This window comes from Photobacterium marinum, from assembly GCF_000331515.1.
Lineage (GTDB): Bacteria > Pseudomonadota > Gammaproteobacteria > Enterobacterales > Vibrionaceae > Photobacterium > Photobacterium marinum.
In genome coordinates this window covers 14,675-41,316 of record NZ_AMZO01000018.1, presented here as the reverse complement: position 1 = coordinate 41,316, position 26,642 = coordinate 14,675, and the positions used below count along the sequence as shown (strand labels likewise).

Here is a 26,642-nt window from a genome sequence, read left to right as displayed (position 1 = left end):
TCAGCCGCCTCGCTTAAGAGGCGGCTTCAATAGTCCAAGTTCAGAGGTCATTGGAATGAACTATAACTTCTTTTCGGACTACTTTGCTAAGCTCCAGGATATGAACAATATGTGGTGGAAGGAGCTGGAGACTGGCAAGGCAGCCATGAATACTCCCGTAAATAAAGCGCTCAATGAAATCAACCTAGAAGATACCGCTGAGTTGATTGGAAAAGCAGCAGCGCAGCCAGCAAAGCTTGCTCAGTTGCAACTGGACTGGTGGGAAAATCAAATGAAGATCTTGCAAAACGTCACCACACAAAATGGTGACAGCTCAGATCTTATTAAGCCTGAAAAAGATGACAAACGTTTCGTTGATCCTGCCTGGGATAACGAGATGTTTTATAACTATCTGAAACAGTCTTATTTGCTGTTCAGTAATACGATGAAAGAAACTATCGAGTCGATTGATGGGCTTGATGAAAAAGCCAAAGAAAGAATCGGCTTTTTTTCTCGCCAGGCAATTAACGCACTTTCACCGACTAACTTCATTACAACAAACCCGGAACTGGCTCGGTTGACGTTCGAAACGAACGGCCAAAACCTAGTGAAAGGTATGGAGTTGCTACAGGAAGACATGCAGGCAAGTGCGGATGTACTCAAAATCCGTATGACAAATGATGATGCCTTCCAGTTGGGGGAAAACGTAGCGAATACGGCAGGTGATGTAGTATTCAAAAACGAACTGTTTGAACTGATTCAGTACAAGCCTTTGACTGAAAAGGTTAAGGCGACACCATTGCTGATTGTTCCTCCGTTTATCAATAAGTATTACATCTTGGATCTTCGCGAGAAGAACTCCATGGTGCGTTGGCTGGTTGAGCAAGGCCATACCGTCTTTATGATGTCATGGCGGAATCCAGATGCCAGCATGGCTGATGTTGATTTCGAGAACTATGTTCTTGATGGCGTCGTCAAGGCTGTGGACGCAGTTGTTGATATTACAGGTGAGAAGCAGATTAATGCAGCAGGGTATTGTATAGGTGGCACGTTGTTGGGTGCTGCACTTGGCTACTACTCAGCTAAACGTATGCGCAGTCGTGTTAAGTCGGCATCCTTCTTTACCACCTTGCTAGATTTTTCTCAGCCTGGCGAAATCGGTGCTTATATTAATGATCCAATCGTTTCAGCGATTGAAGCTCAAAATATTACGCAGGGGTATATGGATGGTCGCTCATTGAGCGTCACATTTAGCATGTTGCGTGAAAATAGCTTGTACTGGAACTATTACATCAATAATTACCTGAAGGGTAATAGCCCGATTGATTTCGACTTGCTCTACTGGAATGGTGACAGTACAAACGTTGCAGCTGCTTGTCATAATACGCTGTTACGTCAGTTGTACCTTGAGAATAAGCTGAAAGATCCGAAAGGAATTAAGGTTGGTGGTGTTTATATTGATCTGAATAAGATCAAAGTGCCATCTTACTTTATTTCAACTGAAGATGATCATATTGCGCTTTGGCAGGGTACGTACCGTGGTGCACAGAACTTAGGCAGCAAAGTAACTTTCGTGTTGGGTGAGTCTGGTCATATCGCGGGTATTGTTAATCATCCGGCTAAAAACAAGTACGGGTTCTGGGTTAATGGTAAGCCCGAAGCTGATCCTGAATCATGGAAAAATGGTGCAGAGCGTCATGAAGGCTCATGGTGGGGACACTGGAACGACTGGATGGCGGGATTTGATTCTGCTGAGCAGGTTGATGCCAGAAATGCAGGTAATGCAAATTATCCTGTAATTTGCCAAGCTCCGGGTCGCTATGTATTGCAGACACTACCAATTGAAGTGCCAAATGCACTGGAAGCGGAAGTGATACAAGAAGCCTGATACCTCAAAGTTATAGGTAAACCTTAGATTAAACCAGCGGTTAACCCGCTGGTTTTTTTATTAATACTTAACAATTCCTCACTATTTAATTAAGTGACGAAACTGAGGCATATAGTCCAGATTTTCACGTACAGTTTCTTCGAGTGCTTGATCAAGAATTGAGCCTGTATTAACAATTGGGTTCAGAATCAAAGCGCGTTTAGCCATATTGAGGTTTCCTGTTACGGCAGCTTCAACCGTCAGGCTCTCAAATTCTTTCATTAACTGGATAAGACACAATGTATCATTTGGGAATGGTGCAACATTTAAAGGCAATGGTCCGCTCTTGGTAATAACCGAGCTTACTTCTACAGCGCAATCATCAGGGAGCCCGGCAATAGCGCCATTATTACGAGTGTTGACATGCATGATTGTGCGTTTGTCGTTATAGATAGAACTCATCAATTCACAAGCAGCTTCCGAGTAGTATTGGCCGCCGCGCTTCTCCAGTTCCCTTGGCTTTTCATTCTGTTCAGGATTTTTGTAGATATCAAATAGGCGTTTTTCCATCGCTTTGACAACTTCACCACGAGTACCTTCGCCATCTGCTTCCTCTAGCTCTTGCTTCATGATGTCTTCACTCATGTAGTAATAGCGAAGGTATGCGCATGGGATCATCCCCATGTTTTCCAGCAAGTCAGAAGGCCATGCAAATGGTGGTATGTTCTTAGGTACCAGGTAATCTTTACCTGAAAGAATCTCACTGACGATATGTTTTAATTTGTCCTGACCTTCATGCAGAATCTGACGAGCCCAGATAAAGTGGTTAAGACCAGCTACCTGCATGATTACATCCTGTTCTTCAGTATCAAGCAGTTTGGCTACACCTTTTTGCATGATAACCGGAACATTACACAGGCCGACGGCTTTTACCTTTGTATGGCGAAGTATTGCTTCAGTTACCATACCTGATGGGTTAGTGAAGTTAAGTAGCCATGCTTCTGGGCAAAGCTCTTCCATTTCTCGGCAAATTTCGAGAGTGATCGGAATAGTACGACATGCGTTAGCAAAGCCACCAAGACCATTGGTCTCCTGACCTATCATGCCGTATTTTAGTGAGATGCGCTCATCGCGGATACGACCTTCAAGACAACCGGCGCGGAATTGTGAGCAAACAAAATCCGCATCTTTAAGGGCTGGTTTACGATCAAGTGTGACTTCAACTTTAATATCCAGACCTTCTCGGGCAATCATGCGGCGGGTTAGTCCGGCGATGATTTCAACTTTCTCTTTACCTTCCTCAATATCAACCAGCCAGAGTTCGCCAATTGGAAGTTCGTGTTTGCGTTTAAGCAGGCCTTCAATCAACTCGGGTGTATAGCTGGAACCTGCGCCGATCACTGCAATTTTAAGATAATCCTTCATGGTGTTTGCCTCGCCTATAAATAACCTGAGTTGATTAAACGCCAAACAAATCAAGCGGACAAACCAAATAAAAGCTATCATGCATTAGCTGGTTTAATTCATGGTGGTCAAAATGGATCATAAACAGGCTTTGATAGCCAATATGCATACCTTCAGCGTGGCAGCGAAATTCTTAAGTTTTACTAAAGCTGCAGAGGATCTGTGCCTTACCCAAGGCGCAGTAAGCCAGAGGATTAAAAAGCTTGAGGAGCAATTGGGCTTTAAGTTGTTTGTACGCTTAACTCGTCGACTGGAACTGACTCCGGAAGGGGAGCGAATGCTGGCCACATTAAACGCTTCTTTTGATCGCATTTTTGCCGAAATGGAAGATATTCGTTTTAACGAATTGCGCGGTGAGCTTTATATCGGTGTAGCCCCAACTTTCGGTCAGGCCTGGTTATTGCCTCGATTGTCAAAATTTCAGGCCTTATATCCAAGCCTGAATGTCAAAATTCGGGTTAAAGCAAGTAGACTGGATTTTCAGAATGAACCGGTCGATTTGGCTATATATTACGGTGATGCTCACCATAGTGATTTTTACTGCAAAAGGCTGTTTGATGAAACGCTGACGCCGGTTTGTAGTCCTGATTACGCAGAAAAATTAGGTTTGTTGCATAATTCAAATGGTGATGAAGATTCAGTTTTACCTGAACTATTGCAATCGAAGCTTTCTCAAGCCTGTTTTATCCATTGTACAGAATCATTAGACGCTATTTCTCCTAATCATGAGTGGCAACAATGGCTGGAGGGCGTTGATGTTGAGATTGATACATCTCAGCAGCAATACGTTTTTAACCATGCAGAAATGGCAATTTCAGCGGCAAGGCAGTCGATGGGAATTGCGATGGGCCGTTATGAACTGGTTCGGCATTATATTGAGCAAGGAGAGCTGGTGGCACCTTTCAAAGCAATTAATACCGGCCTTGGCTACGATCTGATTTGTCCAAAAGGCTTGGAAAAAAGACCAAGATTTGAAGCGTTTGCTAACTGGATTCAGTCGTTGTTGGTGGGTTAGGTCGGACAGTAAGTATCAATTGGTCATACAAATGTGCAATCTTAATTTGTCACAGAACACGCTTTTAATGTACGGTGTTTTTAATATGATAAAACGGTCAGCCAATAGGAGATAAATAATATGAAAAACCTAAAAATGCTTACCGTCGCAATGATCGCCGTATTACCTGCTGTATCACAGGCTCAGGATGTGCAGACTTACATGGGAGCGACCTATGAGCACGGTGATGTTAAAGTCGGAAACCGTCACACCACAGTAGATGGAATTAAATTTCAGGCTGCCAGCGAATTAGGTTGGGGGAACTTCAAAGGTACAGCGGCCACACTAACAGGGAATGGCGCTGATTATGATAACTATACTTTTGCAATTGAAAAGCCATACAGTATTCAGCAGTCTGATTTCTTTGTTTCACCTGAAGCTGGTGTTACTTATGCTCGCTATGAAGATAAACAGCTAAAAGAGTCGGATTTGGGAGTAATGGTGGGGGCATCGTTAGGGTACAACATCAATAAGCAGTTCCAGATTGTCAGCAACTATAACCACTCATTTGGAATGAAATCCAATCAGGATAATATTGACGAAGACAGCCTGAGCGTCGGCTTGAATTACCGCTTTAATTAATAGATACATATTATATACATTAAAGAGCCTGCAGTGATTGCGGGCTCTTTTGGTTTTATCTCATGAACAATGGAGACAACATGAGTATATACTCACTTTGCACTTGTGATAAGTTGTTGATTGTTAATCAGGTTTAACGCTTTTTCCTGTCCGTAATTCAAAGACTCTAACGATGACATACGCAATTAGCGCAAAGATGAAGAAGATCAGCAGCATCCATGCGATAGATTGCAGAGACTCTATTACTGTTCTGTAGATTTCGAGTACCCAGCGATCTGTGTTTAGAACGGGTGGGGCGAAGTCTTCAGTGGGAGTTCGCAGGAAATTTTCCAGATAATAGATCCTTACACCACCTGAAATACCAACTACATAAATGGCAAATTTCAGATATTTTGTCCATGCATAAGCAATATCATCGGCAACGATACGTTCAAGAATTCCGTCGAGAGGCTTTTCGAACAGTCGTGAGACAATGAAGCAAACGAAGAGTGATACGCAAAACGTGACGCCCAGTAGTGATAAGAACATCCTGAACTCCTTTCTGATGTATGTGAGATTGTAGTCTGAAGCTGAGACGTAAACTGAGATAAAAAATAGAACAGCGTTCACATTAATGCTATCCCCAACATCTGTTTTCCCGAATTATATCTTGTTGTCGAGAAATCAATTTTATGAGTTGCTGTGTCAATAAGTTGTTTTCTTCCTCTTTAATATGGTTACCAATAAAAAGTGATGGTTGTGTGCATTTTGTAGAATTCTTTAAATGTATATAGTTGGGCTTAATGTCACTAAAAATGCGTAAAATGACTCAAAAATGAAAATTTACTTAAGTTAACTAGTAGCTGGTCGCTTGAATTTCGTAAGCAATAATAATTCCGAGTAATAAGTTCAGTGATCCGTCAATACGCACAGTTTTCTAAAGATCATCCTGTAATCCACTGGTTCATTTTATGTGGGCTGTTTCTGCTTTTTTTGATAAGTACCTACCAGTTACTGGAGAATGAAGAGTTAGTGTATAGCTTGGGTTTACTTGCTCCTGCTCTACCAATGTTTGTTTTTGCTAAGGCATCAGATTACCGTAGAAAATATCTGCACGATTAACTCTGATGAGATGAGTGGCTTGCAAACGGTGCTTATTAGCGTCTGTAGGATAAGATTTTTAGCTATTACACTTTGTTTCTACATGCTGGGCATTTAAGAATCTGAAAAAGCCGTACTTATTTGGATAAGTACGGCTTTTTTTGGGGGGGTATTTTAAATCAGATAACTGTTGTGAGCAGGAAGAAGGCCGTCATACTGATCACTGCCGTAACAAGAACGCTCTTTGTTTTCCATGCAATGAACGCAGCGAGCACTGCTGAAATCAGGTATGGATTATGTAGCGTGATTTCAGGTTTTCCGTCCTGTAGAAATACGATTGGTGCCCAGATAGCCGTTAATACTGCAGGGCTGGAGTAACTCAGTAGTTTTTGTGCTTCTGCGTTAAGTTTTAATGGTAGTTTAGGTGCCAGAAACATATAACGACTAGAAAAAACAATAAGCATCATTAGGAAAATTGTCAGCCAGATCATGCATTGTCTCCTGTTTCCTGCTGTCGCTTGCCGAACATTTTGTCGTAGCTGTACCCGGCAATCATGGCGGCAAGACTTGCTATCATCAGTCCGCCTTCAACCTCAAACGCTTGTAAAGTCACAGAAAGAACCATAGCGACCAGAATTGAAATCAGAACAGCAATGTTTTTGATGGTCGGGATCACAATAGCAATAAAGGTTGCTGCAATGGCAAAGTCCAGGCCGAGTGAATCCAGATTTGGAATAAATTTACCGGCAACGATTCCGGCGAAACTGGCCAGATTCCAGCAGATATAGAACCAGAGACCAGCACCGAGCGCATACCAGCGATTAAATGTTTTTGGAGAATGGTGCCCGCATACGGCAAACAATTCATCGGTCAACAGAAAACCAAGTCCAAGACGCCAGCGTAGCGGCAACGGACTGATGGTGTTGCGCATGGTCAGCCCGTAGAGCAGATGGCGGGAGGTAATGAACAGGGTGGTGAGCAGGATAGTTGCCAATCCAGCACCTGCATTGATCAAACCGGTAGCGACAAGTTGTGCCGAGCCGGCAAATACAATTGCTGACAGAGCTTGGCTTTGAAATATGTCCAGGCCAATATCAACCGCAAAGGAGCCCGCGAGTAAACCCCATGGAATTACTGCTACGCAGAGAGGGGTGACGGCCAGTGCGCCTTGTCTGAACAGTTTAAATTTATTCTCGTTTTCACCGCGCAGGGTGTGATCTATTGATGAAACAGGTGTTTGCATTGAATATTTACTTCATTTTATTTAATTGGTCTTACTTACTGTAGAGATTGGCAGGAGAGTTACCTTGTACGTTTTTGCTCAGTTTGCTTGAAAATCTGAGCTATTGCCACACTCTCCGCTTAGGCATTAACCTGTCCGGCAAACTGGCCTGGTGTAATACCCATCGCTTTTTTAAAGTGGCGGTGGAAATGACTCTGATCGTGAAAGCCTGCTTCCTGTGCTGCATCAGAAACCTTATATCCCTGTCTGATCAGCTTTTTTGCCAGTCGTAACCTTGTCTGGATCTGATAGGCATGAGGAGGAAATCCATAGGCTTTCTGAAAGGCCCGAACCAGATGAAAAGGGCTGAATGAGGCCAGATTTGCCAGTTCTTGCAGTGAGACATCAGCGCTGGGGAAATCATCAATAAATTCTTTGACCAGCTTAAGTTGTCGTTGTGCCTTGGATGGTTCGTGTGGAGTCACACTCCGCTTGCTATGTTTGCACATCAGCCGGGTCAGGACACTGTACAAGAGGGTTTCCCTCAGAAGTCGGTTGTCTGATTTTTTCAACGTATCAAAAACCAGGCGGAACTGGTTAGCCAACTCAGGATCATAAACAACAGGGGATGGAAAATACGGGGCTCCTCGCCCGGTTCCTGAAAGGTTAGAATTAAGTTCTTTGCTGATAGCCTCAAATTGCTGTGGCAGGGGATACATCGCCTGATAAGACCAGCCACCTTCTGTTGCAGAGTGACCGTTATGAACTTCGTCGGCATTAACCAGAATAATGCTGTCTTGCGGCGCGATATGATTACCGCCAGTTCGATAGAATTTCTGCGCGCCGTGCTCAATAATACCGACGGTATAGCCTTCATGACTGTGACGTGAAAAATTCTGATGATGGTAGTTAGCATCCAGTATCTCAATGCCACCGAGTTCTTTGGCAACGCTATAAGTTGCCTGCTCTTTTGACGTCTTGTTTTTCCGAGTGTTTTTGTTGTTATGATTCTCCATGGCTTATCTGTCAGGATCCTTTGTAGTTGTGTTGCAACCATGAGTATAACGAAATAGCACTGTTGGTGTTTGTACAAAATTGCTCTTTCGACAAATGAGAGACACAGAGGAGGAGGAAGTGCCTGACGGGACAATATGATTGTTCAGGCACTGAACTTACGAAGTCAGAAAGGGTGAATTAGACACCGCTATAAATCAGAGCCATTTTTTACCAAGCTGATCGAGTCCGGATGCTGCGAGATCGGCTGGCGTCATTGCGATTCTGAAGTGGCAGTCTGCCTTAAATACTAGAAAGAAGGGTTCGGCATAACTGGGGATTTTCGAGCTGTCTGTTATATCGAATACCAGTACAGCACTTCGATTACCGTTATTTTCGGTAAAGAAACTGTGTTCTGGTTTTATATCATCAAGGATTTTTTTTATGATCCCACCGGCTTTGCCTTCCAAAACCAGTGAGTTAAAAGGTTCGTGAGGGAAGTCGACATTCATCAGCATTTTCATGACTTGGCTCTCGCTTCTTTAGTGGCCAGAAAAAGGGTTGACTAAATCCTAGCTGAAATTTGTTGCCACGTAGTTTCATGAGAGCTTATGTTGTTTGAGGTAAGTTCAGTAAATCAACTTAGCACTTTGTGTAATTTCGGCTGATATCGAAAACTCTCTCATTTTCCGTTCCTTCTTTTTGAGGGTTGTAAAGAGAAACCCAGCAGAAGGTTGCGAGAGCTGCGCGGCAGGCTTCTATTGAATCTTCACCGTCAGGTACGTCTTTGTATGTGGCTGGTACTACAAACATTTGGGTTTTATCCAAACAGGTCACGATACGATACCCATCTACATTCATCATGCGCTTGAGGTTATCGTTACTCAGCCGAATGGAACCATATTGAGCTTCGATGCCTTCTTGGCTGGTTAGCACATGTTGAGAGGTCATCTCTTTTCCCTCAATGATCATCTTTCCTTCCACAATACTTTCTGCTGCTCGGAAGGCGCTGATAAACCCGTTTAAGCTGGCAATTTTAGCGTCAGTAGAAGTGTTCATGATACGTGGAGCGGCAATGGCAGCCACAATAGCTACAACAACTATAACCACAATCAATTCAATAATGGTAAAACCATTATCTTTGGATATATATTTCACAAATACACCTTAATGCGTAATTGTATTCTGGGTTGTGTATTTTAAATGGAATATTAAGCTATATAAATAGTTTCAAGAGAAATACTTTTATTTGATGTAGTGAGGTGAGCTTTAAAATGATTCTCTTTGTTAATGCATTGGATAAAGCCATGACAGCTAAAATCTATATCGGGCATTAAAATCATCCCGCAAGGGGCGTTGATAATTCTGACGGAGCCATTTGTATGTCTGATGAAAACATGCCGAATGTTCAGGCTGAGCCAGATGAGCGAATAAGGGCCAGATCAGCAAAGCCGAAGCGGGTGAAGAAAGATAGAACAAAAAAAGAAAAGAAACAGCGAACCGCACAAGAGAAAGTGAAGCGGGCAACCTTCTTTGTTCTGCTGATTTGTATTGGATTGTTTATTTTTTATGTTCTCGCTGATCGTTATATTCCATCCACTGATATGGCGCGAGTCCGGGGATATGTTATTCCGGTGACACCTCTGGTTTCGGGACGTGTTGTGGAAGTACAAGTTGAGCCTAATCAGGTTGTTCAGCCAGGAGATGCTTTGATTAGGATTGACCCAGCTGATTATCAGCTGGCTGTAGAAGAAGCTGAGCAAGGGTTGGTGAAAGCCGGTCAGAGTGTTGGTGTTCAGACTGCATCAGTGGCATCGGCACAGGCAAAGCTTTCTGATGCATTGGCTAACCAGGCACATATTCGTACTCAGGCATCACGTATTCTGGCCATGGCGAAAAAAGGGATTGTCCCGAAAGCAGAAGCGGACAAAACACGGGCATCACTGGCGAGTGCCAAAGCTCAGGTTGAATCGGCGCAGGCAAACCTTGAACAGGCTAAAACACAGTTGGGAGCGAAGGGAAAAAATAACAGCCAGATGAAGTCTGCATTGCTGAAACTGCAAAAAGCTCAGCTCGATTTGGAAAGAACCGTTCTTCGCGCACCGGCTATAGGTGGGGTGTCCAACTTTCGGCTTGATGAAGGATTTTATGCCCGTTCAGGTCAGCCGTTACTGACGTTTGTTTCAGGAGAAGATGTCTGGATTGATGCGTATTTTCGTGAAAACAGCCTGGGTAACATGATTGTCGGTGATGAGGTGGAAATTGTTCTCGATTACGCTCCAGGCCGTGTTTTTAAAGGGAAGGTAGCCAGTATTGACTGGGGGATTAACTGGGGGCAAACAGAACAGGTAGGGCAGTTGGCCTCAGTTTCTTCACAGACAGGATGGCTGCGGCAGACGCAGCGATTCCCGGTAACCATCCAGTTTGATGACGATAGTGCCAGAGGACTGCGGCGGGTTGGTGGTCAGGCTGATGTGATTGTTTATACCCAAGAAAATTCAGCGCTGAATATTTTCGGAAGAATCTGGATTCGTATTGTTAGCTGGTTATCCTATGTCCGCTAGTGAAGATAATCAGGTGTTACTGGAACAGCAGCTTTATGTTGTAAGGGTAAAGCGGTATGTAATTGGTGTTGTAACTGCTTGTATGTTGGCCTTCGGCATAGGCTGGGGGCTGTCATTTGTTTTCCCTGTTTTCCTTGCTAAATTCTTAGCTGATTATCCTGTATCTAACCGAGATAGATTCCAGCAACTGGTGTTAGCGATGGTGCTGACCGTGCTGGTGGGATTGGCTGTCAGTATGGGGATAACACAGTATCCGTTGATTCTACTTATCTTGGTTGGCGGGCTGATGTTTTATGCCTATTACCTGTTTCTTGATCCACACTGGAATTTTTTCGCTACGATTTTGCTGATATCAGTCATGCTATTGCCTTATCTGGGGATAACCAACTCAGCTGTCGCCATTTATGTTGGCACCGGACTGATTATTTCCGGTGTTCTTGCTGTTATAGCCTTTGCTGTTCTCCATTGGTTATTTCCAGATCCCCTGCAGAAAACTCAGTTATCGACACCGGAGATTTTATCGAAAGAACTTAGAATTTATGCGTCTGCTAAAGCCTTAATAGTCGCTTATCCGGTAATTGTATATTTTTACTATTTTCAGATTAACGGTGCGATTTTGACCATGGTATTTATTGGCATTTTGTCATTACAAATCACGACCGTAAAGAGTATCAAAATAGGTCTGTTTTTATTATTAACTAATACTATTGGAGGTTTATTAGCAGTAATTTTGTACGAGCTGCTTGTAACTACACCACAGTTTATCTTTCTCATTGCACTGATTACTCTTGTTAGTCTGAGCATTGGTTCAATGATTTATGAAAAGCCGGAAAAAGCGCCTTTATGCGCTGGAGTTATGTCTGCCATGCTTGTTGTTCTGGGAGGCACTATTTCATCTGACAGCAAGTTAATCGAGCTGAGCTTTTATGGTCGGATCGCACAGATTCTGTTGGCATCAGTCTATATGATCAGTGTTTCTGTTTTGATGGATCTTTATGAGAAATCCAAAGAAAATGAAACGCAGTAGGAGGAAATATCAGATAGCTATGAGTGAAAAAGGAAAGCGAATTATTGAAGTTGTGGATTACGACCCGTATTGGCCTGAACAATTTCAAGTTGAAGCTAAGAATATCAAGCAACAGATAAAACCGTTATCAATTAAACTTTATCATATCGGGAGTACATCAGTTCCAGGGCTAGCTGCTAAGCCAACTATAGACATTCTTGCTGAAGTCAGCGATATGAACAGCTTCGTACAGGTGGCCCATAAGCTCGCGGCAGCCGACTATGTAGCAAAAGGTGAAAATGGTATTTCAGGGCGGCGCTATTTCGAAAAAGGTGGTGTGAGGCATATTTGTCATCTGCATGTGTTTGAACGTGGCAACTCGCATATTTATCGTCATCTTTGCTTTCGGGATTACCTTATTGCTCACCCTGATATTGCTAGTGAATATGGCTTATTGAAAAAGAGAAATGCCAAAAGCTGCAATAATAATATTGATGCTTACTGTCAAGATAAGAATGATTTTGTCAAAAATATAGAATCACTTGCCATAAAATGGGGCATGAAAGTAAATGTTTAAATTGAATTAAATGTGATAATGAAAGTTATTTGCTGAGTTTTTGTTTGCGATCTTTCAATAATCTTCGAGCGATGTTTTACTTTATGTGTTTTATTTCTTGATATCTAAACAATTAGATTTCGAAAATGAGGGTTATGAAAATAAAGTGATTATACGGGAATGATTTTTCAGTTATTTCATTTGCGACTCAGACGACATATTTTTATGTGATATCGTAATATCTTATCGGGCGTAAGAATGAATTACTTGTTCCAGATAAACCTTTGGGGACGTCTTATGCTTATTACAGAAAAATTAGGGAAAACTTTTCGCTTTCCGACAGCGTTTACAATTTTATTTATAATTATGTTATTGGCGATTGGCTTGACATGGTTTGTCCCCGCAGGTTCTTATTCAAAGCTCTCTTATAATTCTGACGGTAATAACTTACTGGTCACCAGTCCGTATGGTGATGTTACCAGCGTTGCTGCAAATCAGGATGAATTAGAGAAGTTAAATATCAATATAAATATTGATCAGTTCGTAAATGGCACCATTCGTAAACCAATCGCAATACCAGATACTTATCAACGGCTGGAACAATCACCAAAAGGTTTGGGAGATGTAGCTGAAAGTATGGTGAAGGGGACAATAGAAGGTGCCGATATTATTGTCTTCATTCTTATTCTTGGTGGTCTGATCGGCGTCATTAATAAGACAGGTGCTTTTGATGCCGGACTGGTTGCGTTGTCTAAAAAAACCAAAGGCAATGAGTTCCTGTTTGTTGCTCTGGTTTCTATTGTTATGGCAATCGGTGGCACAACCTGTGGTTTGGAAGAAGAGGCTGTCGCTTTCTATCCGATTCTGGTGCCCATATTCCTGACTCTTGGCTACGACTCGATTGTTTGTGTTGGCGCTATTTTCCTGGCGGCTTCTATCGGTACTGCGTTCTCTACTATTAACCCATTCTCTGTGGTTATCGCATCTAATGCAGCTGGTATTTCCTTTACTGAAGGATTAGGAATTCGCTCTTTCGGCTTTTTAATCGGTGTAACTGTCGTTATCGGTTACCTGTATTGGTACTGCGAAAAAATCAAAAAGAATCCATCTTTTTCGTATACTTATGAAGATCGTGAAGAGTTTCGTGCTCGTTTCCTGAAAAATGGCGAACTGGATACAGAAGTTCCTTTTACCTTGCGTCGTAAGGTGATTCTCACTTTATTCGCAATTGCCTTTCCGCTGATGGTATGGGGGGTTTCTGTAGCCGGTTGGTGGTTCCCGCAAATGGCAGCATCATTCCTGACTATTGCGATTATCATTATCTTCATCTCAGGTTTGAATGAGAAAGAAGCGGTAGAAGCGTTTACTCAAGGTGCATCCGAACTGGTCGCAGTATCTCTGATTATCGGTATGGCTCGTGGTGTGAACATCGTTCTTGAGCAGGGCATGGTTTCAGACACTATTTTGGCCTATGCGTCTGACTTAGTTTCTGGTATGCACGGTAGTGTCTTTGCTGTTGCTCAGATGTTTATTTTCTTCTTGCTTGGTCTTGTTGTTCCGTCTTCGTCCGGCTTGGCTGTTCTTTCAATGCCGATTATGGCACCTCTGGCGGATACGGTAATGATCCCACGTGATATCGTAGTCTCTGCTTATAACTGGGGACAGTACGCAATGTTGTTCCTGGCTCCAACCGGCTTGGTTCTGGTGACCTTGCAGATGCTGGATATTCAATTCAACAAGTGGGTTAAATTCGTATTTCCAATTGTGGCCTTCCTGTTAGTGTTTGGTTCAGCACTGCTGGTAGGGCAGGTTATGATGGTTTAACCTTTAAATACCGAGGAAATAATACTGTCTTAAAAGCCACGTTATTTAAAACGTGGCTTTATTTGTCATTAATGGAGCAATAAGAGTTTCTTATTACATAGTTTTTTGCTGTCATTCCAAGTTTTCATAAGGATTGTTTAAAGTAAGGAATAGGTGTTCTAGGGCTGTAATATAATTAAAAAAAATTAATTATGCTTGAGAGAAGTACCGATGTTTACACACAGAGATGGTGAATATTTATCTGTTGGTGACGCGGATATTTATTTTGAAACTACGGGGAATAAAGCGGGGAAGCCACTCGTTTTTTTGCATGGTGGTTTGGGTTCTATAGTTGATTTCAACCCTATTCTTGAGCGTTTTTCTGATCATTATTATGTTGTTGGAATTGATTTCCGTGGACATGGGAAGTCATCGCTTGGTACAGGCAGATTAAGTTATGCCCGTTATCAGGAAGATGTTGAACTTGTATTGCGCTATTTAGGAATCACTGCATTTTCTGTGTTAGGTTTTAGTGATGGCGGTATTGTGGGCTATAGACTGGCTGCAAATGCACAAAATCGCGTAAAAAAACTTATTGCACTAGGGGCTCAGTGGCGGCTTGAATCCAATGATCCATCATTTCCATTGCTTGCCGGATTAACCAGTGATAGTTGGATGGAATCGTATCCAGATTCGGTTGAATACTATACGAAGATCAATCCGGACAGAAATTTTGAGCGACTGATCCAATCCGTTGTAGAGGATCTGTGGTTAGATCTGGATGTCTCCGGGTACCCTAAAGAAACGGTGGATGATATTCGATGTTCTGTTTTGATTGCTCGTGGTGATGAGGATGAACTGTTCTCATTGCGTGAAGCTGTGGAATTGACGGAACGAATAATGAACTCTTCTTTTTTGAATATTCCCTTTGTTGGACATGCCGCTCATCAAGAATCGCCAGAAATTTTTAGTATGGCTGTAAAAGAGTTTTTGGAGTGATTTAATGTATCAATAACCTCTCAGATAACTTACTATCGCAGGAGATGTTTTTGCTATCTGCTCAGATGGGGTAGTGTATGAAGAAATTGGCAGCAGCTGTTGTTTGCTCAGGCTTATTAATGAGTGGTTTTTCTACTGGTATTGCCGCGAAGGAAGTGTCGGTATCGAGTAAACCGGAAATTACCCTGCAACCTGTTTTGCAGAATCAGCGGGTTTGTTTTTATGATGGTAAAGAGTACTCCGTTGGCGCAGTGCTTGTAATTGGTAAAATTACAATTGAATGTGGGCCAGAAAACGATTTTGAATCAAACGGTAAAGTACGTTGGAATAAGCTGGAAGAGACGAAGTAAGTTAACTTGAACCGTTAAAAAAGAAAACGCCGTATCGTGATAAACGATACGGCGTTTTGCTTTAAAGCCAGCAGATAAAAAGAGTAATTGGTGGTTTTATCAGGCTGGATTTTGGTATTCGGTTTGGGCTAGCAAGGGGGAAACTGTTACCTTTTCCGAATACCGAACGTCTTGTGATTAACGAATCACACGACCAGAGTTTGGAGCAAGTTTACCGGTACCGCCCTGGTGATGCTCTGGAGCTACACCCATTTCCTGCATTAGCAGTTCTTTCATGGCTGCGGCTTCGCGTGCGTTAGTTGGTTTCCAATTGGCGATAACTTTTGCTTTGTGGCTATTCATTGAACTATTCCTTTTCATTTGCGGTATTGGGTAAATACCGGCTGCCATGTCATTAATTATATGCTGTCATTTTCATACAAAACGAGGTGCATTTCCAGAAAAAAATGCGCTTTACGTATCTACATGCGTCAAATTTTATACGGATTTTAAAAAACAACCATGCATATCTGATAGGTAAGCGGATATTTATGCGCTTTGACGGGAATTTAATGTGTAAGGGTAAATATAGTTCGTTAATAGTATTAAAAAAGCCAATTCCTTCAGGGAATTGGTTCAGACTGCTGATAAAGGCAGACCATCGGATCCAGCAAGTCATAGAGTTGTTGCCGTGATGAACATCAACTGATAAAAGAAAACCTCGCAGGAGCTGGATTCTTCAATAATCTGAAAAGCGAGACTATGACTCTCGCTTTTTGCTACGTAAGGTGCTGCTGGCTGTTGCCTAATTGGACTTAGCTGAAACAACCTGACTGTCTCGTTCAGCCAGTTTTTGGTAATCGAAATCAAAACCAATCAGATTAGGGTGACGCTCATAAAATAAAGCTTTGTCACGCTCATTGGCTTCATTATAAGTGATCACTCCGTAGCCGCTCGGGTACTCCTGGTTCCATAGCTTACTTTTCGCTACAAGGCTTGAAGTAATAAACTGCCCGATATAAGTGACCTGACTCGGCGAAATCGTAAATTCCAGGCCTAGATCATCTCGGGATTTCGAAATGATCCGTTTATTGCCGTTGCTACCTTTGAAGCCAACACAGAACAGTTCGTACTTTCCTGGTGGTAGTGCGATGCTGAAAAGCTGCCCCCTCATAAAACCGGTATTATAATCATAGTCGTCGCTATCGTTGACCAGAGTGATGATCTCATTGTCACCGGACTGGCGAAAATACAGGGTAGTAACAAGACCTTCACCGGAAGACGGACCGTGTGTTGTCGCACTCAAGCTACCGGTTAGGTAGCCGACGGTGTCCTCTGGGGTATCTTCAAACTTCTCAGGGAGGGAAACAGATACTCCAGAGCTGCATCCAAACATTAACAAGCTGGAAAATAGGAAAAATAAAAGTCTCATCGCCACTATTCCTTGTTCTTTTTGTTAGCTAACTGGGCTGCTTATAGGTAATGGTTTACGCCCGTTAGTTTTTACCTTAATGCTCTAAAGGTGCTGAGCATGCTTGGTTCTTATTCTTTTAATATATGCCATAGTTTACTGTGCTGTTCACTTAGTAAGTGTAATCTATTGCTTTTAAACTTGATAGTTATGAGGAGGTGCACGGATCTCACCTATAGTTATGGCATGTTTTTTCACTAACTCCTAAATGCTGTTAGTCAGGTTTCTGTTAATTGTGATAAAGTGGCGCTCTTTTTTTGCTAGATAATAAAAAGAATGAGTTCAATTCGCTTTTCCAGTGTCAAATCTCTGTTCTTTGTTGGTAATCGAGATGGATTGGCATTTCGCCTTTTTTCTTATTTTGCTGTCATCCTGCTGCTAATCCTTATTTTGCAGAATATCGCAGAAGTTGCGCTTATCAGGGCCATGCTTCATGTTCCTGAAAAGATCCAACAAGAAATGTTAGAACTTGCTTATCAGGCTGAAGTAATGATTGAAGACGGTGATATGGATGAACTGGCTGACTGGGAAAAAGCACAGAATTATTACCTGTTTGTGCTCAATAATGAGAAGAAAACGATCAGTGGCCGTGAAATGCACCCGCATTTTGAATTTAAGTTGCAGTTTATTCGTCGCCTGGATACGACATTTGAAAATCGAGTTAATCAGCCGATTATTGCCATACCGCTTCGTACCGGTCATACATTGGTGATCCAATTCCCTCGCCAGCACCATCCTGCACGCTATTTCCCATATTATTTCTCGCTTATTCAGGTCTTTATAGCGATCTTAATATTGAGTGTGTTTTCTTTGCTATTAGCGCGTTATTTACAGCGTCCTCTCAATAAGCTTCAGGATGCGAGTAATCGTCTTGCCGACGGTGACTTCAGTGTTCGGGTGAGTAACGAGGTGGGGGATAAGGTTACTGAGTTCGCGCATCTTGCTGACTCTTTCGACCATATGACAACGCGTATTCATGGCTTGGCGCAAAAGCAGAAACAGCTTATTCGTGATGTTTCTCATGAACTCAAAACACCGTTGGCACGGCATAGCCTTGCTCTTCACCTGCTGCGTAAGCGGATTCCAGTTGATAGTCAGCATTTGTTGGATAGGTTGGAAAAAGAGTCTGACGAGATGAACGATTTGGTAACAGAGATCCTTGAATATAGCCAGCTTGAGAATGCTAAATACTCGGTGAGTCTGCTTCCGGTGCAGTTGGAAACTGTTTGTCAGCATATAGTGCTGGATATGCAGGATAAAGTTCAGCCGGGGCAGGTACTGACATTTGAAGGAGACAACGGTGGCGAAATGGTGCAGGCCGATAATCGCCTGTTGCTCCGGGTGGTTAAAAATTTGCTTGGGAATGCGGTGAAATACGCCGGAGCAGAAGCCGAGATTTCAGTCTCACTCGGTCACAGGAATGGCTGGACACAATTGGTGATTGAAGATGATGGTTGCGGCATTCCCCAGCAGCAACTTCAGCAGATCTTCGATCCGTTTACCCGTCTGGAGATGGCAAGGGATAAACAATCCGGTGGTTACGGTTTGGGGCTGGCAATTGTTAAAGAATCCATGTCATTGATGAACGGGCATGTCAGTGCTGAAAATCGTCCGGAAGGCGGTTTGCGGATCAACTTGTTGTTCCGGCCAGCCTGAAAACTGCTCCTTTAGCAGGGTTAGGCGCGGGAAAAGAAAATAAAGGGTATGTTTTTAACCAGGCCTGCTTACGGGAGGAAAATCTGTAAGCAGGCTTGAGACTGTTATCGACATATAACGTGCCGAAACATTGCTTGCGAAGTTTTACTTACGTATTTTTTCTGCGTCGATAACGTTCTTGAATTTACTTGCTTTAGACAACAGGTAATCAACATCAGGTGGGAAATCTTTGTTTGATTTTGCGTGTTTCATCATGTCAAACACAGTGAACTCAGTCAGAATTGCATACTGGTAAGGTTCAAAATCACCTTCAGCCTGAAGAGTCGGGTCAAAGTACTGATCGCCTTTGCGGATAATTGCGTGATCAATGATTGGATCTTCACAACGGTAACCCAGAACGTAACGCTCGCCTTTGCCATAAATTACATTCATATAGCTGTTGTAGAAGCACTCATTTTCAGTGGTTGTGCAAGTCTCCAGCAGCGCCTCGTCCATCGGTGATACTGTCACGATGCGAATCTTATCAGCTTTGTAGTTAAGCTCAGTCAGTTGGCGACGTACTTCGTCTAGGTTTACTTGTGTCACTTCTTATACCGTGTATATCAATAAAATCCGCGGCATTATAGCGCCCAATCCAGTAAATATCACGAATGATGCGATTTTCCAGTGATAGTGGATATTCCGTTAATGATTTCCTGACACTTTTTTACGAATGCAAAGAATGTAAATTACCTGCAAATGTGAATTGTTATCACTTATATTTCGCTCCAGATTAAGCAGTAATGCCCTCGGGCGTATGTGAGCCTGAATTCTACCTCTCAAAAACAATAACCACCGGAGAGGCTTAGTTGCTCAAATAATATGGAGATAACGGAAAAATGTTTTCTAAAAGTCAGCTGGCTTTATTGATTGGTATCATCGTGTCGGCACCGGCCGCTTATGCACAAACCAATGATCAGGTGGACAGTGTGGATGAACACATGGTCGTTACCGCCCGTGACTACGGCTATAAAGCGGATACTAACACCACTTCAATGCGCATTGAGGCGACACAGCTGGAAACACCGGGACAGGTAGCAATCATTGATGAGCAGATTATTGATGAGCAACGGGCTTCTACGCTGGGAGAAGTGCTGAAGAATGACTCCAGTATCTCGGAAGGCGGGAAAGGCCGTAACCGTGAGGTATTTCAGTTACGAGGTTTTGAGCTTGGCAGTGGCGACAGCTATCTTCGAGACGGCAAGCAACATTGGTCTCACTACCGTCAGCCGGTAGAATTGCTCGAACGAGTCGAAGTGCTGAAAGGTCCGGCTGGCCTTCTGTATGGTAAGTCTGCGCCGGGTGGTTTGATCAACATGGTTTCGAAGAAACCGACTTATGAAACTCAGGTTAATGTCAGTCAGGATATCGGCTCGAATAATTCATCACGTACCGTTGTTGATGTCAGCGGATCATTGAATGCAGACAAGACTCTGCGTGCTCGAACTGTGCTGGCCAAACAGAGCTATAATTCATGGCGTCATTACACCGACGGCAGCACCCCTTCAACTGAACGATTTGTTGGTGGCCTGTTTGTTGATTATGACATCAACGATGATGTCACTCTTTCATTCCATTATGACAAAACCAATGACCACGGCAGTGTAGATACCGGGGCCTACGTTGTTGACGGTAAACCTGTTTTAGGCGAAGGCCATGTGTGGGATGCTCAGTGGTCAAACATCGAAAATGATGTCGAAAATATTGGTCTGGATGTTAAAGCGCAACTGACAGACAGTTGGCATCTTGCGGCAGGGTATAACCATCAGGACTTTGAGCGTCGGGACATTGAAAGCTTCTCCAAGCCAAATACTTACAACGCGGCTGGTGGTACATTCACTTATAATGGCTACGACCGCTGGGACAACTGGCAGTTTGATACTGCTTATGTTGATTTCGTCGGTGAGTTTGATGCACTGGGTGTCGACCATCAGATGCTTGTCGGTGCAAACTGGCTAAGTTACTACTACAAAACGCAAAGCCAGTACTTGAAAGGCTCTACAGCTTCTGTCGGCCAGCCAATGGATAAGCCTGCAAACCTGCATTATAGCAATGGTAAAGTGAAAGATCCGACTGAACGCGATTCCTACGGTATTTATCTGCAGGATATGGTTACCTTCAATGAGCAATGGCAGGTTTTGGCTGGTGTTCGCTTTGACCGCTTTGAAAATGACCAACATACGCACAACAATGTACTGCCAAAAGCAGGTATCATTTTCCATCCTGAATCTAATGGTTCTGTTTACTTCACTTATTCTGAAAGCTTTGAGCCAAAAGATCCGGTGAAAGATGAAAAAGATGTCAATGATGGCATGGAATTAAAGCCGGTGAAGGGCAAACTGTATGAATTGGGTAGCAAGTGGGAATTGTTTGATAATCAGCTATTTGTATCGGCAGCTGTCTTCGATATCACTCAGGAAAACAAAGTATTGAGCGAAGATGTTGCGGATGTACCTGGAAAAGAAAGTATAACGACTCAGGTTGGTGAGCAGGTTCACCGTGGTGCAGAGCTGAGTGCTTCTGGTTATGTAACCGAGAAACTGGCACTAAATGGCTCGTTTACTTACCTTGATGCAGAAGTGAAAGACCCTACTGATGTAACGAAAGACGGTAAGCGTCCGGCAGATGTACCTGAGCTTTCAGCGAGTATTTGGTCCCGTTATTCAGTTACGGATAATACAGATGCTAACCTGGGTGTGATTTATGTCGGTGAGCGTTACGGTGACACTGAAAACGAGTATAAGAAAGATGCTTATACCCGTGTAGATGCAGGTGTTGCTCATACGATTAAATACGATCAGGATCTGGACATCATCATGCGCCTGAATATTGAAAACGTCTTTGACACAGACTACCTGGCAGGTGGCAGTCAGACCAAGACCATTCTGGGTGAAGGACGCAATTACATGGCGACATTGCAAGTACGTTATTAATCAAATTAAGTTTTAATGTGGGGGGGAGTGAACGTTCCCCCACATTTTTGATTCAAGCAACAAAATACTTTAAATGATATTGATTTTCATTTATGATGCCGCTGTTTGTTTTTTAAACTTTATCTCTATGATTCTCATAGCGATTTTTTATTTTTATGAATCCTCTGAAGGCATTATTTGTAAAATGAAGCTAAGAAAAACCAGCCTTGCAGTAATAATGGGCTTTTTTGCCGCAGGTGCAAACGCCGATAGCCTCGAGAGCGCAAGGTCGATTGAAAGGAATATCAATGTTTCTTCTGCGCAAAGTCAGAAAAAAATTGATAAAAGTGCCGAAGCGACACTATCGATGGCGGCTGAGATTGAACAACTTCAGGAAGAAGTGAAGAACCTGACTGTATACCGCGATCACTTAGCCCGTCTTGTTGTGAGCCAGGAAGCAGAGGCTGATAGCCTTAATGTTCAAATCCGCGGCATCGGTGAGACCCGTCAGGGCATCGTTCCTCTGATGTATAAGATGATTGACGGTTTAAAAGTGTTGGTAGCTGAAGATAAACCTGTTCGTCGGGAGCATCGGCTGGCAAGAATCGCCAAATTAGATGCGATGATGGGGCAGGCCGATGTCAGTGATGCAGAAAAGTATCGCCGTATTCTGGAGGCTTATCAGATAGAAGTTGATTACGGCACCAAGCTGGGTATTTATCAGGGTCGGATTGAGCTGATGGATCTGGACTCTATCGAAGCTGACTTGTTGTATCTTGGCCGAATTTCACTGGTTGCCCGAAGCCTGGACGGTAAACGCTACTGGGCGTGGAACGATAAGGTTTCAGGGTGGCAGGCGTTGGATTCACAGTTTGCCAAAGGTATTGATCAGGCTTTTGCTATCGCCTCAAAGCAGGCAGCACCTGGCCTCATTTCACTTCCTGTATCTGTTAACGTGGAGAGCAAGTAATGAAAATCAAAACGTTAGCAATCGCACTATGTCTGTTTAGCCTGCCTTTTGCGGCTTCTGCAAATCCGACTCTTCTTGAGAAAACCAGACAAGAACAACAGATACAAAAAACGCATAACGCAGAGCGTGAAGCCGGTTTCAAACTGACGGAAAAAGAAGTCAGAGCGAAGCGCAATGCCCTGATTGCTGAGCGTAACCGCCTTCAGCGAGAAACTGAGCTGTTAAGCAAGTCATTCAGCAAAAATGAAAATAAGCTGGCGAAGCTTGAAGAGCAGTTACGATTGGAAACCGGCAGTCTTGGTGAGTTGTTTGGTGTTGTCCGTCAGGCTGCAAAAGAACTGGATACTGAAATGGCGTTTTCAGTTACCGGTGCAGATCACTCAAACTATGATGCCGTAGTCAATGAGATTGTTGCTGCAAAAGCATTACCTTCAATCACTCAGTTAAACGGCCTCTGGCTGGGTATGACTGAGCAGATCCAGGCGAGTACAGAGCTACGTCAGGTTAGTGTTCCTTTCATCAATGGTGAAGGTCACCAGTCAGTTGTTCAGGCATACCGTTTGGGAAGCATGGGCCTGATTGCTGATCAGGGTTACATTTCCTGGGATGGCAAACGTCATGTTGCCACACCTTATCTTAAACAGCCGGAAAATGGCCCTTCTGTCTCCGTGATGTCCCAATTAAACGAATCCGGTTTGCAGGCAGTGGTTGTTGATCCTTCCCGAGGCGTGATGCTTGAGCAACTGGCTAATTCTCCTGAATTAAAAGATCGCATCGAACATGGTGGTGTCGTAGGTAAGATCATTCTTGGTCTGTTGGCTGTCGGTGCTGTGATTGCATTGTTCCGTGGCGTAAAACTGATGATGATCCGTCAGCAAATTAAAGCCCAGCTGAAAAATCCTACTAAGCCGGGTAACAATCCGCTTGGTCGCGTGCTGAACGTGTATAGCAAAGCGCAGAACCGTTCAGTTGAAGCATTGGAGCTTCGCCTGCTTGAGACCATTGTTGACGAACAGCAGGGGCTTGAAAAAGGTCTGTCGATGCTGAAACTGCTGGCGGCGTTGGCACCGATGCTGGGTCTGCTGGGGACAGTAACCGGTATGATTGAAACTTTCCAGGTGATCACTCAGTTCGGTAACGGTGATCCGACCGTGATGGCCGGAGGTATTTCCATGGCGTTGGTAACAACGGTACTGGGACTGGTTTCAGCAATGCCGTTGCTTCTAGCACACAATGTGTTGAGTACTCAGGCTGATAATATCCGCAATATTCTGGAGAAACAGGGCATCAGCCTGGTTGCGGAACAGGCTGAAAAAGCAGGAAGCGCAGCCTGATGGGATCCCATATTTTTGAAGTGCATTTTATACAAGCGATGGGGCTGGAATCCTGGTGGTATTCGCTGCAGCACTTTATGAACCAGGGCGGCCAGGTGCTATGGTGGCTGGCTGCTGTGGTTGTCCTGTGTTGGCTTTTGGTGATCGAAAGGATTCTTTATTTGGCGTTTACTTACCCCAAACATAAACAGCAATGGCTGGCGAAGTGGCAGGCGAGAGACGATCAAACATCCTGGTATGCCCATGCCCTTCGTGACGGTTGGTTGAGTGAGGCCCGTATTGCGCTGAACCAGAATCTGAATCTGATAAAAGTGCTGGTGGCAATTTGCCCTATGTTAGGGTTGCTTGGCACAGTTACCGGCATGATCTCAGTGTTTGATGTGATGGCAACTCAGGGAAGTAGCCAGCCACGCCTGATGGCATCAGGGATTTCGTTGGCAACATTGCCGACAATGGCCGGCATGGTTGCAGCTCTTGCCGGTATGTTTGTTCACGCCCGCCTTTCAAAAGCCTGCCATCTGCGTGAACTCAAGTTAGAAAAATTATTAAGGAGCCAGTGATGCGATTAAGTCGTCCGTCTTCTGCTCGTGAAGAAGCCCAGGTCGATCTGACTTCGATGCTGGATATTGTTTTCATCATGCTGATCTTCTTCATAGTGACCAGCTCGTTTGTACGAGAGTCTGGTGTTGAAGTAAATCGCCCGCAGGCCAGCAATGTGGTTAGCCAGAAAGATGCTGGTATTTTCATTGCGATTACTTCAGCTAACGACATCTATATCGACAAGCGGGTTGTCGATGTTGAGCGTGTTCAGGCCACATTAGAACACCTGTTGCTTGAGCAACCGGAAGCTTCTTTGGTCATTCAGGCAGATGAACATGCATATAACGGAACGGTTGTTAAAGTTATGGATGCAGCGAAAGGGGCCGGAGTTAAGAAGATAGCGCTGGCTGCGGAGAAACGCTGATGCTGCGTTTAATCATTGCACTGCCCCTGGCGCTGGTAACCGCGATTGGCTTGTTTACTTTCATGGCCTGGATGGTGGATAACGGCAATCAGCGGGCACAGGATGATAAGCAATTGCTTGCTTTTGACATGGTGATGGTTGAGCAGGAGCAGGAAGTTCAGCGCCGCAAACGAGCTGTGCCGGAAAAGCCGGATACTCCTGAGCCTCCGCCGGAAGCCGTCCCGACTGCATCGCAAACGGCGAACGCAACAGTAGCGCCGACCATGCCAAGTCTGGCGTTGGATACCGCAATTACCGGTTTGGCGATTAATGTTCCTCAGTTTTCTGACTTTGGCGCTAATCAGCAGGCAATGCCGCTGTATCGGGTTGAACCTCGTTATCCGTCCAAAGCACAAAGGCAAGGGCTTGAAGGGTATGTGTCACTCACCTTTACCATAGATCCGCAGGGCCGTCCGGCTGATATTCAAGTTGTGGATGCAGAACCTCGCCGAGTTTTTGAAAGGGAAGCTATACGTGCCTTGCGCAAATGGAAATACCAACCGAAAGTTGTAGATGGCAAAGCGGTGGCTCAGTTGGGGCAATCAGTAAGACTGGAGTTTAAAATAGATCGATGATGAAGCAGTTTGCTTTTGTCCTGGCTCTGATATTTGTCGCCGGGCCGGTTAATGCCGAACTTTCCCAATATACCGCAGGCAAGGTTCAGCGTGCGCATAACCTGCAACAGGAAGAAAAGCTAGATGAGGCGATAGCCCTTTTGGCAGGCCTCTCTCCCTCGAAAGCTTATGATCAGGCTTTTGTACAACGTATGTTGGGCGTTTTCTACTGGCAACAGGGTGACCTTGGCAAAGCTATTGAGAACCTGTCAAAGGCCGTCAAAAGTGGGCTATTGGAAGATGAGCAGGCATGGGTAACGCAACGAATGCTGGCGGATATTTTGCTATCTGATGAAAAGTTCAGGCGGGCTTTGCCACATTATTATCAGTTGACGAAGAATATTCCCGAAGGTCAGAAAACTGATGAATTGTGGCTGCGTATTGCTCAGTCTCATTACCAGCTGAGTGAATGGAAATCGGTGCTGTCAGCAATGAAAATCTATGAGTCTGTTGTTAAATATGACGAGGTGGCACCGCTGACGATTAAATTGGGTGCCCAGCTTCAGTTGAAGTACTGGAAATCTGCAATTCCGACCCTTAAACGTCTAATTGTGCTGGAGCCTAATAAAGCTGCATGGTGGCAGCAGACGGCCGGGATTCAGATGCAGCTTGGTCGTTCAATAGATGCGCTGGATACGCTGGCTCTGGCTAAGCGCCAGGGTGTAGCACTGAGCCAGCAGAACCTTAAGTCACTGGCACAGTTATATGCTCAGAGAGGAATTCCTGAACGTGCGGCGAAAATCTATGCTGAACTGAACGGTGTAGAATCAGATGCTGAGTTGGTTTCCACTCAGGCGATGTACTGGCAGATGGCAAAAGAGTGGGATAAGGCCATTGAGGTCTGGGTGTTGGCAGCCAAGCTCGACAATAAGCACCGCTGGTCGTTGGCTCAGCTTTTGTTGCAGGAAGGCCATTACCGAAAGGCTTTGACTGAGCTGGATAAAGTCAGCGATAGAAAACGCCGGGCGGATGTTGAATTGGCGAAAGTACGGGTTTATTACAAGCTGGAAGATTTCGACAGCGCGATTGTTCATGCCAAGAAAGCTGACAATATTGAATCAACGGCTGCCGCTAAAAGCTGGATCAAATACCTGAATCAGATGCGAAAGATGAATAGTTGAGGCTTCAGCAACTGACACTGAAAA

General features: G+C 44.0%; 27 protein-coding genes. 17 read left to right on the top strand and 10 right to left on the bottom strand.

Annotation, left to right across the window (positions count from 1 at the left end; all coding sequences use genetic code 11):
• Positions 1–55 precede the first annotated feature (55 nt).
• A complete protein-coding gene (phaC, locus tag C942_RS12385; protein ID WP_007466251.1) occupies positions 56–1,867 on the top strand; it encodes a class I poly(R)-hydroxyalkanoic acid synthase in 1,812 nt (603 codons plus the stop codon).
• Between the two features lie 81 nt (positions 1,868–1,948).
• Here phaC and C942_RS12380 read toward each other — a convergent pair whose 3' ends face one another.
• Positions 1,949–3,271 carry a 6-phospho-beta-glucosidase gene (locus C942_RS12380; protein WP_007466250.1) on the bottom strand — a complete coding sequence of 441 codons (1,323 nt, stop codon included), beginning with the start codon at positions 3,269–3,271 and terminating at the stop codon, positions 1,949–1,951.
• Positions 3,272–3,383: 112 nt separating this feature from the next.
• Between C942_RS12380 and C942_RS12375 the strand changes: the two genes are divergently transcribed.
• Positions 3,384–4,325, top strand: a complete 942-nt coding sequence (locus C942_RS12375; protein WP_007466247.1) for a LysR substrate-binding domain-containing protein — start codon at positions 3,384–3,386, stop codon at positions 4,323–4,325.
• A gap of 120 nt (positions 4,326–4,445) precedes the next feature.
• Entirely contained in the window at positions 4,446–4,946 is a 501-nt protein-coding gene (locus C942_RS24405) for an outer membrane beta-barrel protein (RefSeq protein ID WP_007466245.1), read from the top strand.
• Positions 4,947–5,069: 123 nt separating this feature from the next.
• On the opposite strand, the gene C942_RS12365 is transcribed toward C942_RS24405, so the two are convergent.
• The 6 genes from C942_RS12365 to C942_RS24400 all read right to left on the bottom strand — a co-directional run bounded on the left by C942_RS12365 (position 5,070) and on the right by C942_RS24400 (position 9,399).
• Positions 5,070–5,474, bottom strand: a complete 405-nt coding sequence (locus C942_RS12365) for a hypothetical protein (RefSeq protein WP_007466243.1) — start codon at positions 5,472–5,474, stop codon at positions 5,070–5,072.
• A 731-nt stretch (positions 5,475–6,205) separates the two neighbouring features.
• A complete protein-coding gene (locus C942_RS12360; RefSeq protein ID WP_007466241.1) occupies positions 6,206–6,517 on the bottom strand; it encodes an AzlD domain-containing protein in 312 nt (103 codons plus the stop codon).
• Positions 6,514–7,269 carry an AzlC family ABC transporter permease gene (locus C942_RS12355; protein WP_007466239.1) on the bottom strand — a complete coding sequence of 252 codons (756 nt, stop codon included), beginning with the start codon at positions 7,267–7,269 and terminating at the stop codon, positions 6,514–6,516. Before C942_RS12355 ends, C942_RS12360 begins: the two co-directional genes overlap by 4 nt.
• 119 nt (positions 7,270–7,388) lie before the next feature.
• Positions 7,389–8,264: an AraC family transcriptional regulator gene (locus C942_RS12350; RefSeq protein WP_007466237.1), complete on the bottom strand. Its 876-nt coding sequence runs from the start codon at positions 8,262–8,264 to the stop codon at positions 7,389–7,391.
• Positions 8,265–8,459: 195 nt separating this feature from the next.
• Positions 8,460–8,765 (bottom strand): hypothetical protein, encoded by a 306-nt coding sequence (locus C942_RS12345; protein ID WP_007466235.1) that lies wholly within the window; start codon positions 8,763–8,765, stop codon positions 8,460–8,462.
• A 118-nt stretch (positions 8,766–8,883) separates the two neighbouring features.
• A complete protein-coding gene (locus C942_RS24400) occupies positions 8,884–9,399 on the bottom strand; it encodes a prepilin-type N-terminal cleavage/methylation domain-containing protein (protein WP_007466233.1) in 516 nt (171 codons plus the stop codon).
• Between the two features lie 239 nt (positions 9,400–9,638).
• Between C942_RS24400 and C942_RS12335 the strand changes: the two genes are divergently transcribed.
• From C942_RS12335 to C942_RS12310, 6 genes are all read left to right on the top strand, one after another.
• Positions 9,639–10,805: an HlyD family secretion protein gene (locus C942_RS12335; protein WP_051035814.1), complete on the top strand. Its 1,167-nt coding sequence runs from the start codon at positions 9,639–9,641 to the stop codon at positions 10,803–10,805.
• Positions 10,795–11,832 (top strand): DUF2955 domain-containing protein, encoded by a 1,038-nt coding sequence (locus C942_RS12330; RefSeq protein WP_007466229.1) that lies wholly within the window; start codon positions 10,795–10,797, stop codon positions 11,830–11,832. The genes C942_RS12335 and C942_RS12330 overlap by 11 nt, the downstream gene beginning before the upstream one ends.
• A gap of 19 nt (positions 11,833–11,851) precedes the next feature.
• Positions 11,852–12,388: a GrpB family protein gene (locus C942_RS12325; RefSeq protein ID WP_007466226.1), complete on the top strand. Its 537-nt coding sequence runs from the start codon at positions 11,852–11,854 to the stop codon at positions 12,386–12,388.
• Between the two features lie 237 nt (positions 12,389–12,625).
• Positions 12,626–14,191, top strand: a complete 1,566-nt coding sequence (locus C942_RS12320) for a YfcC family protein (RefSeq protein WP_332308698.1) — start codon at positions 12,626–12,628, stop codon at positions 14,189–14,191.
• Between the two features lie 210 nt (positions 14,192–14,401).
• On the top strand, positions 14,402–15,169 hold the full coding sequence (locus C942_RS12315) for an alpha/beta fold hydrolase (RefSeq protein ID WP_007466222.1): 768 nt from the start codon (positions 14,402–14,404) through the stop codon (positions 15,167–15,169).
• Positions 15,170–15,246: 77 nt separating this feature from the next.
• Positions 15,247–15,519, top strand: coding sequence for a DUF1496 domain-containing protein (locus C942_RS12310; protein WP_007466220.1), 273 nt, complete (start codon positions 15,247–15,249; stop codon positions 15,517–15,519).
• Positions 15,520–15,696: 177 nt separating this feature from the next.
• Here the strand turns inward: C942_RS12310 and C942_RS25355 are convergent, their stop codons facing one another.
• Positions 15,697–15,861, bottom strand: coding sequence for a hypothetical protein (locus C942_RS25355; protein WP_007466218.1), 165 nt, complete (start codon positions 15,859–15,861; stop codon positions 15,697–15,699).
• 442 nt (positions 15,862–16,303) lie between these two features.
• Complete coding sequence (locus C942_RS12305) at positions 16,304–16,930, bottom strand: hypothetical protein (protein ID WP_007466216.1); 627 nt, start codon at positions 16,928–16,930, stop codon at positions 16,304–16,306.
• 315 nt (positions 16,931–17,245) lie between these two features.
• On the opposite strand from C942_RS12305, the gene C942_RS12300 reads away from it, so the two are divergent.
• The gene (locus C942_RS12300; RefSeq protein WP_007466214.1) at positions 17,246–18,625 is read left to right on the top strand and encodes a histidine kinase sensor domain-containing protein; all 1,380 of its coding nucleotides are present in this window, start codon (positions 17,246–17,248) and stop codon (positions 18,623–18,625) included.
• 144 nt (positions 18,626–18,769) lie between these two features.
• On the opposite strand, the gene C942_RS12295 is transcribed toward C942_RS12300, so the two are convergent.
• On the bottom strand, positions 18,770–19,210 hold the full coding sequence (locus C942_RS12295) for a hypothetical protein (RefSeq protein WP_007466212.1): 441 nt from the start codon (positions 19,208–19,210) through the stop codon (positions 18,770–18,772).
• Positions 19,211–19,503: 293 nt separating this feature from the next.
• Here C942_RS12295 and C942_RS12290 point away from each other — a divergent pair, with 293 nt between their 5' ends.
• The 7 genes from C942_RS12290 (at position 19,504) to C942_RS12260 (ending at position 26,618) form a co-directional block, all read left to right on the top strand.
• On the top strand, positions 19,504–21,597 hold the full coding sequence (locus C942_RS12290; protein WP_007466210.1) for a TonB-dependent siderophore receptor: 2,094 nt from the start codon (positions 19,504–19,506) through the stop codon (positions 21,595–21,597).
• A 184-nt stretch (positions 21,598–21,781) separates the two neighbouring features.
• Positions 21,782–22,546 (top strand): DUF3450 domain-containing protein, encoded by a 765-nt coding sequence (locus C942_RS12285; RefSeq protein WP_036799993.1) that lies wholly within the window; start codon positions 21,782–21,784, stop codon positions 22,544–22,546.
• Positions 22,546–23,880 (top strand): MotA/TolQ/ExbB proton channel family protein, encoded by a 1,335-nt coding sequence (locus C942_RS12280; RefSeq protein WP_007466206.1) that lies wholly within the window; start codon positions 22,546–22,548, stop codon positions 23,878–23,880. The genes C942_RS12285 and C942_RS12280 overlap by 1 nt, the downstream gene beginning before the upstream one ends.
• A gap of 38 nt (positions 23,881–23,918) precedes the next feature.
• Complete coding sequence (locus C942_RS12275) at positions 23,919–24,440, top strand: MotA/TolQ/ExbB proton channel family protein (RefSeq protein ID WP_036799990.1); 522 nt, start codon at positions 23,919–23,921, stop codon at positions 24,438–24,440.
• Positions 24,440–24,844: an ExbD/TolR family protein gene (locus tag C942_RS12270; RefSeq protein ID WP_007466201.1), complete on the top strand. Its 405-nt coding sequence runs from the start codon at positions 24,440–24,442 to the stop codon at positions 24,842–24,844. The genes C942_RS12275 and C942_RS12270 overlap by 1 nt, the downstream gene beginning before the upstream one ends.
• Complete coding sequence (locus C942_RS12265) at positions 24,844–25,458, top strand: energy transducer TonB (RefSeq protein WP_007466199.1); 615 nt, start codon at positions 24,844–24,846, stop codon at positions 25,456–25,458. The genes C942_RS12270 and C942_RS12265 overlap by 1 nt, the downstream gene beginning before the upstream one ends.
• Entirely contained in the window at positions 25,455–26,618 is a 1,164-nt protein-coding gene (locus tag C942_RS12260) for a tetratricopeptide repeat protein (protein WP_007466197.1), read from the top strand. The genes C942_RS12265 and C942_RS12260 overlap by 4 nt, the downstream gene beginning before the upstream one ends.
• Positions 26,619–26,642 lie beyond the last annotated feature (24 nt).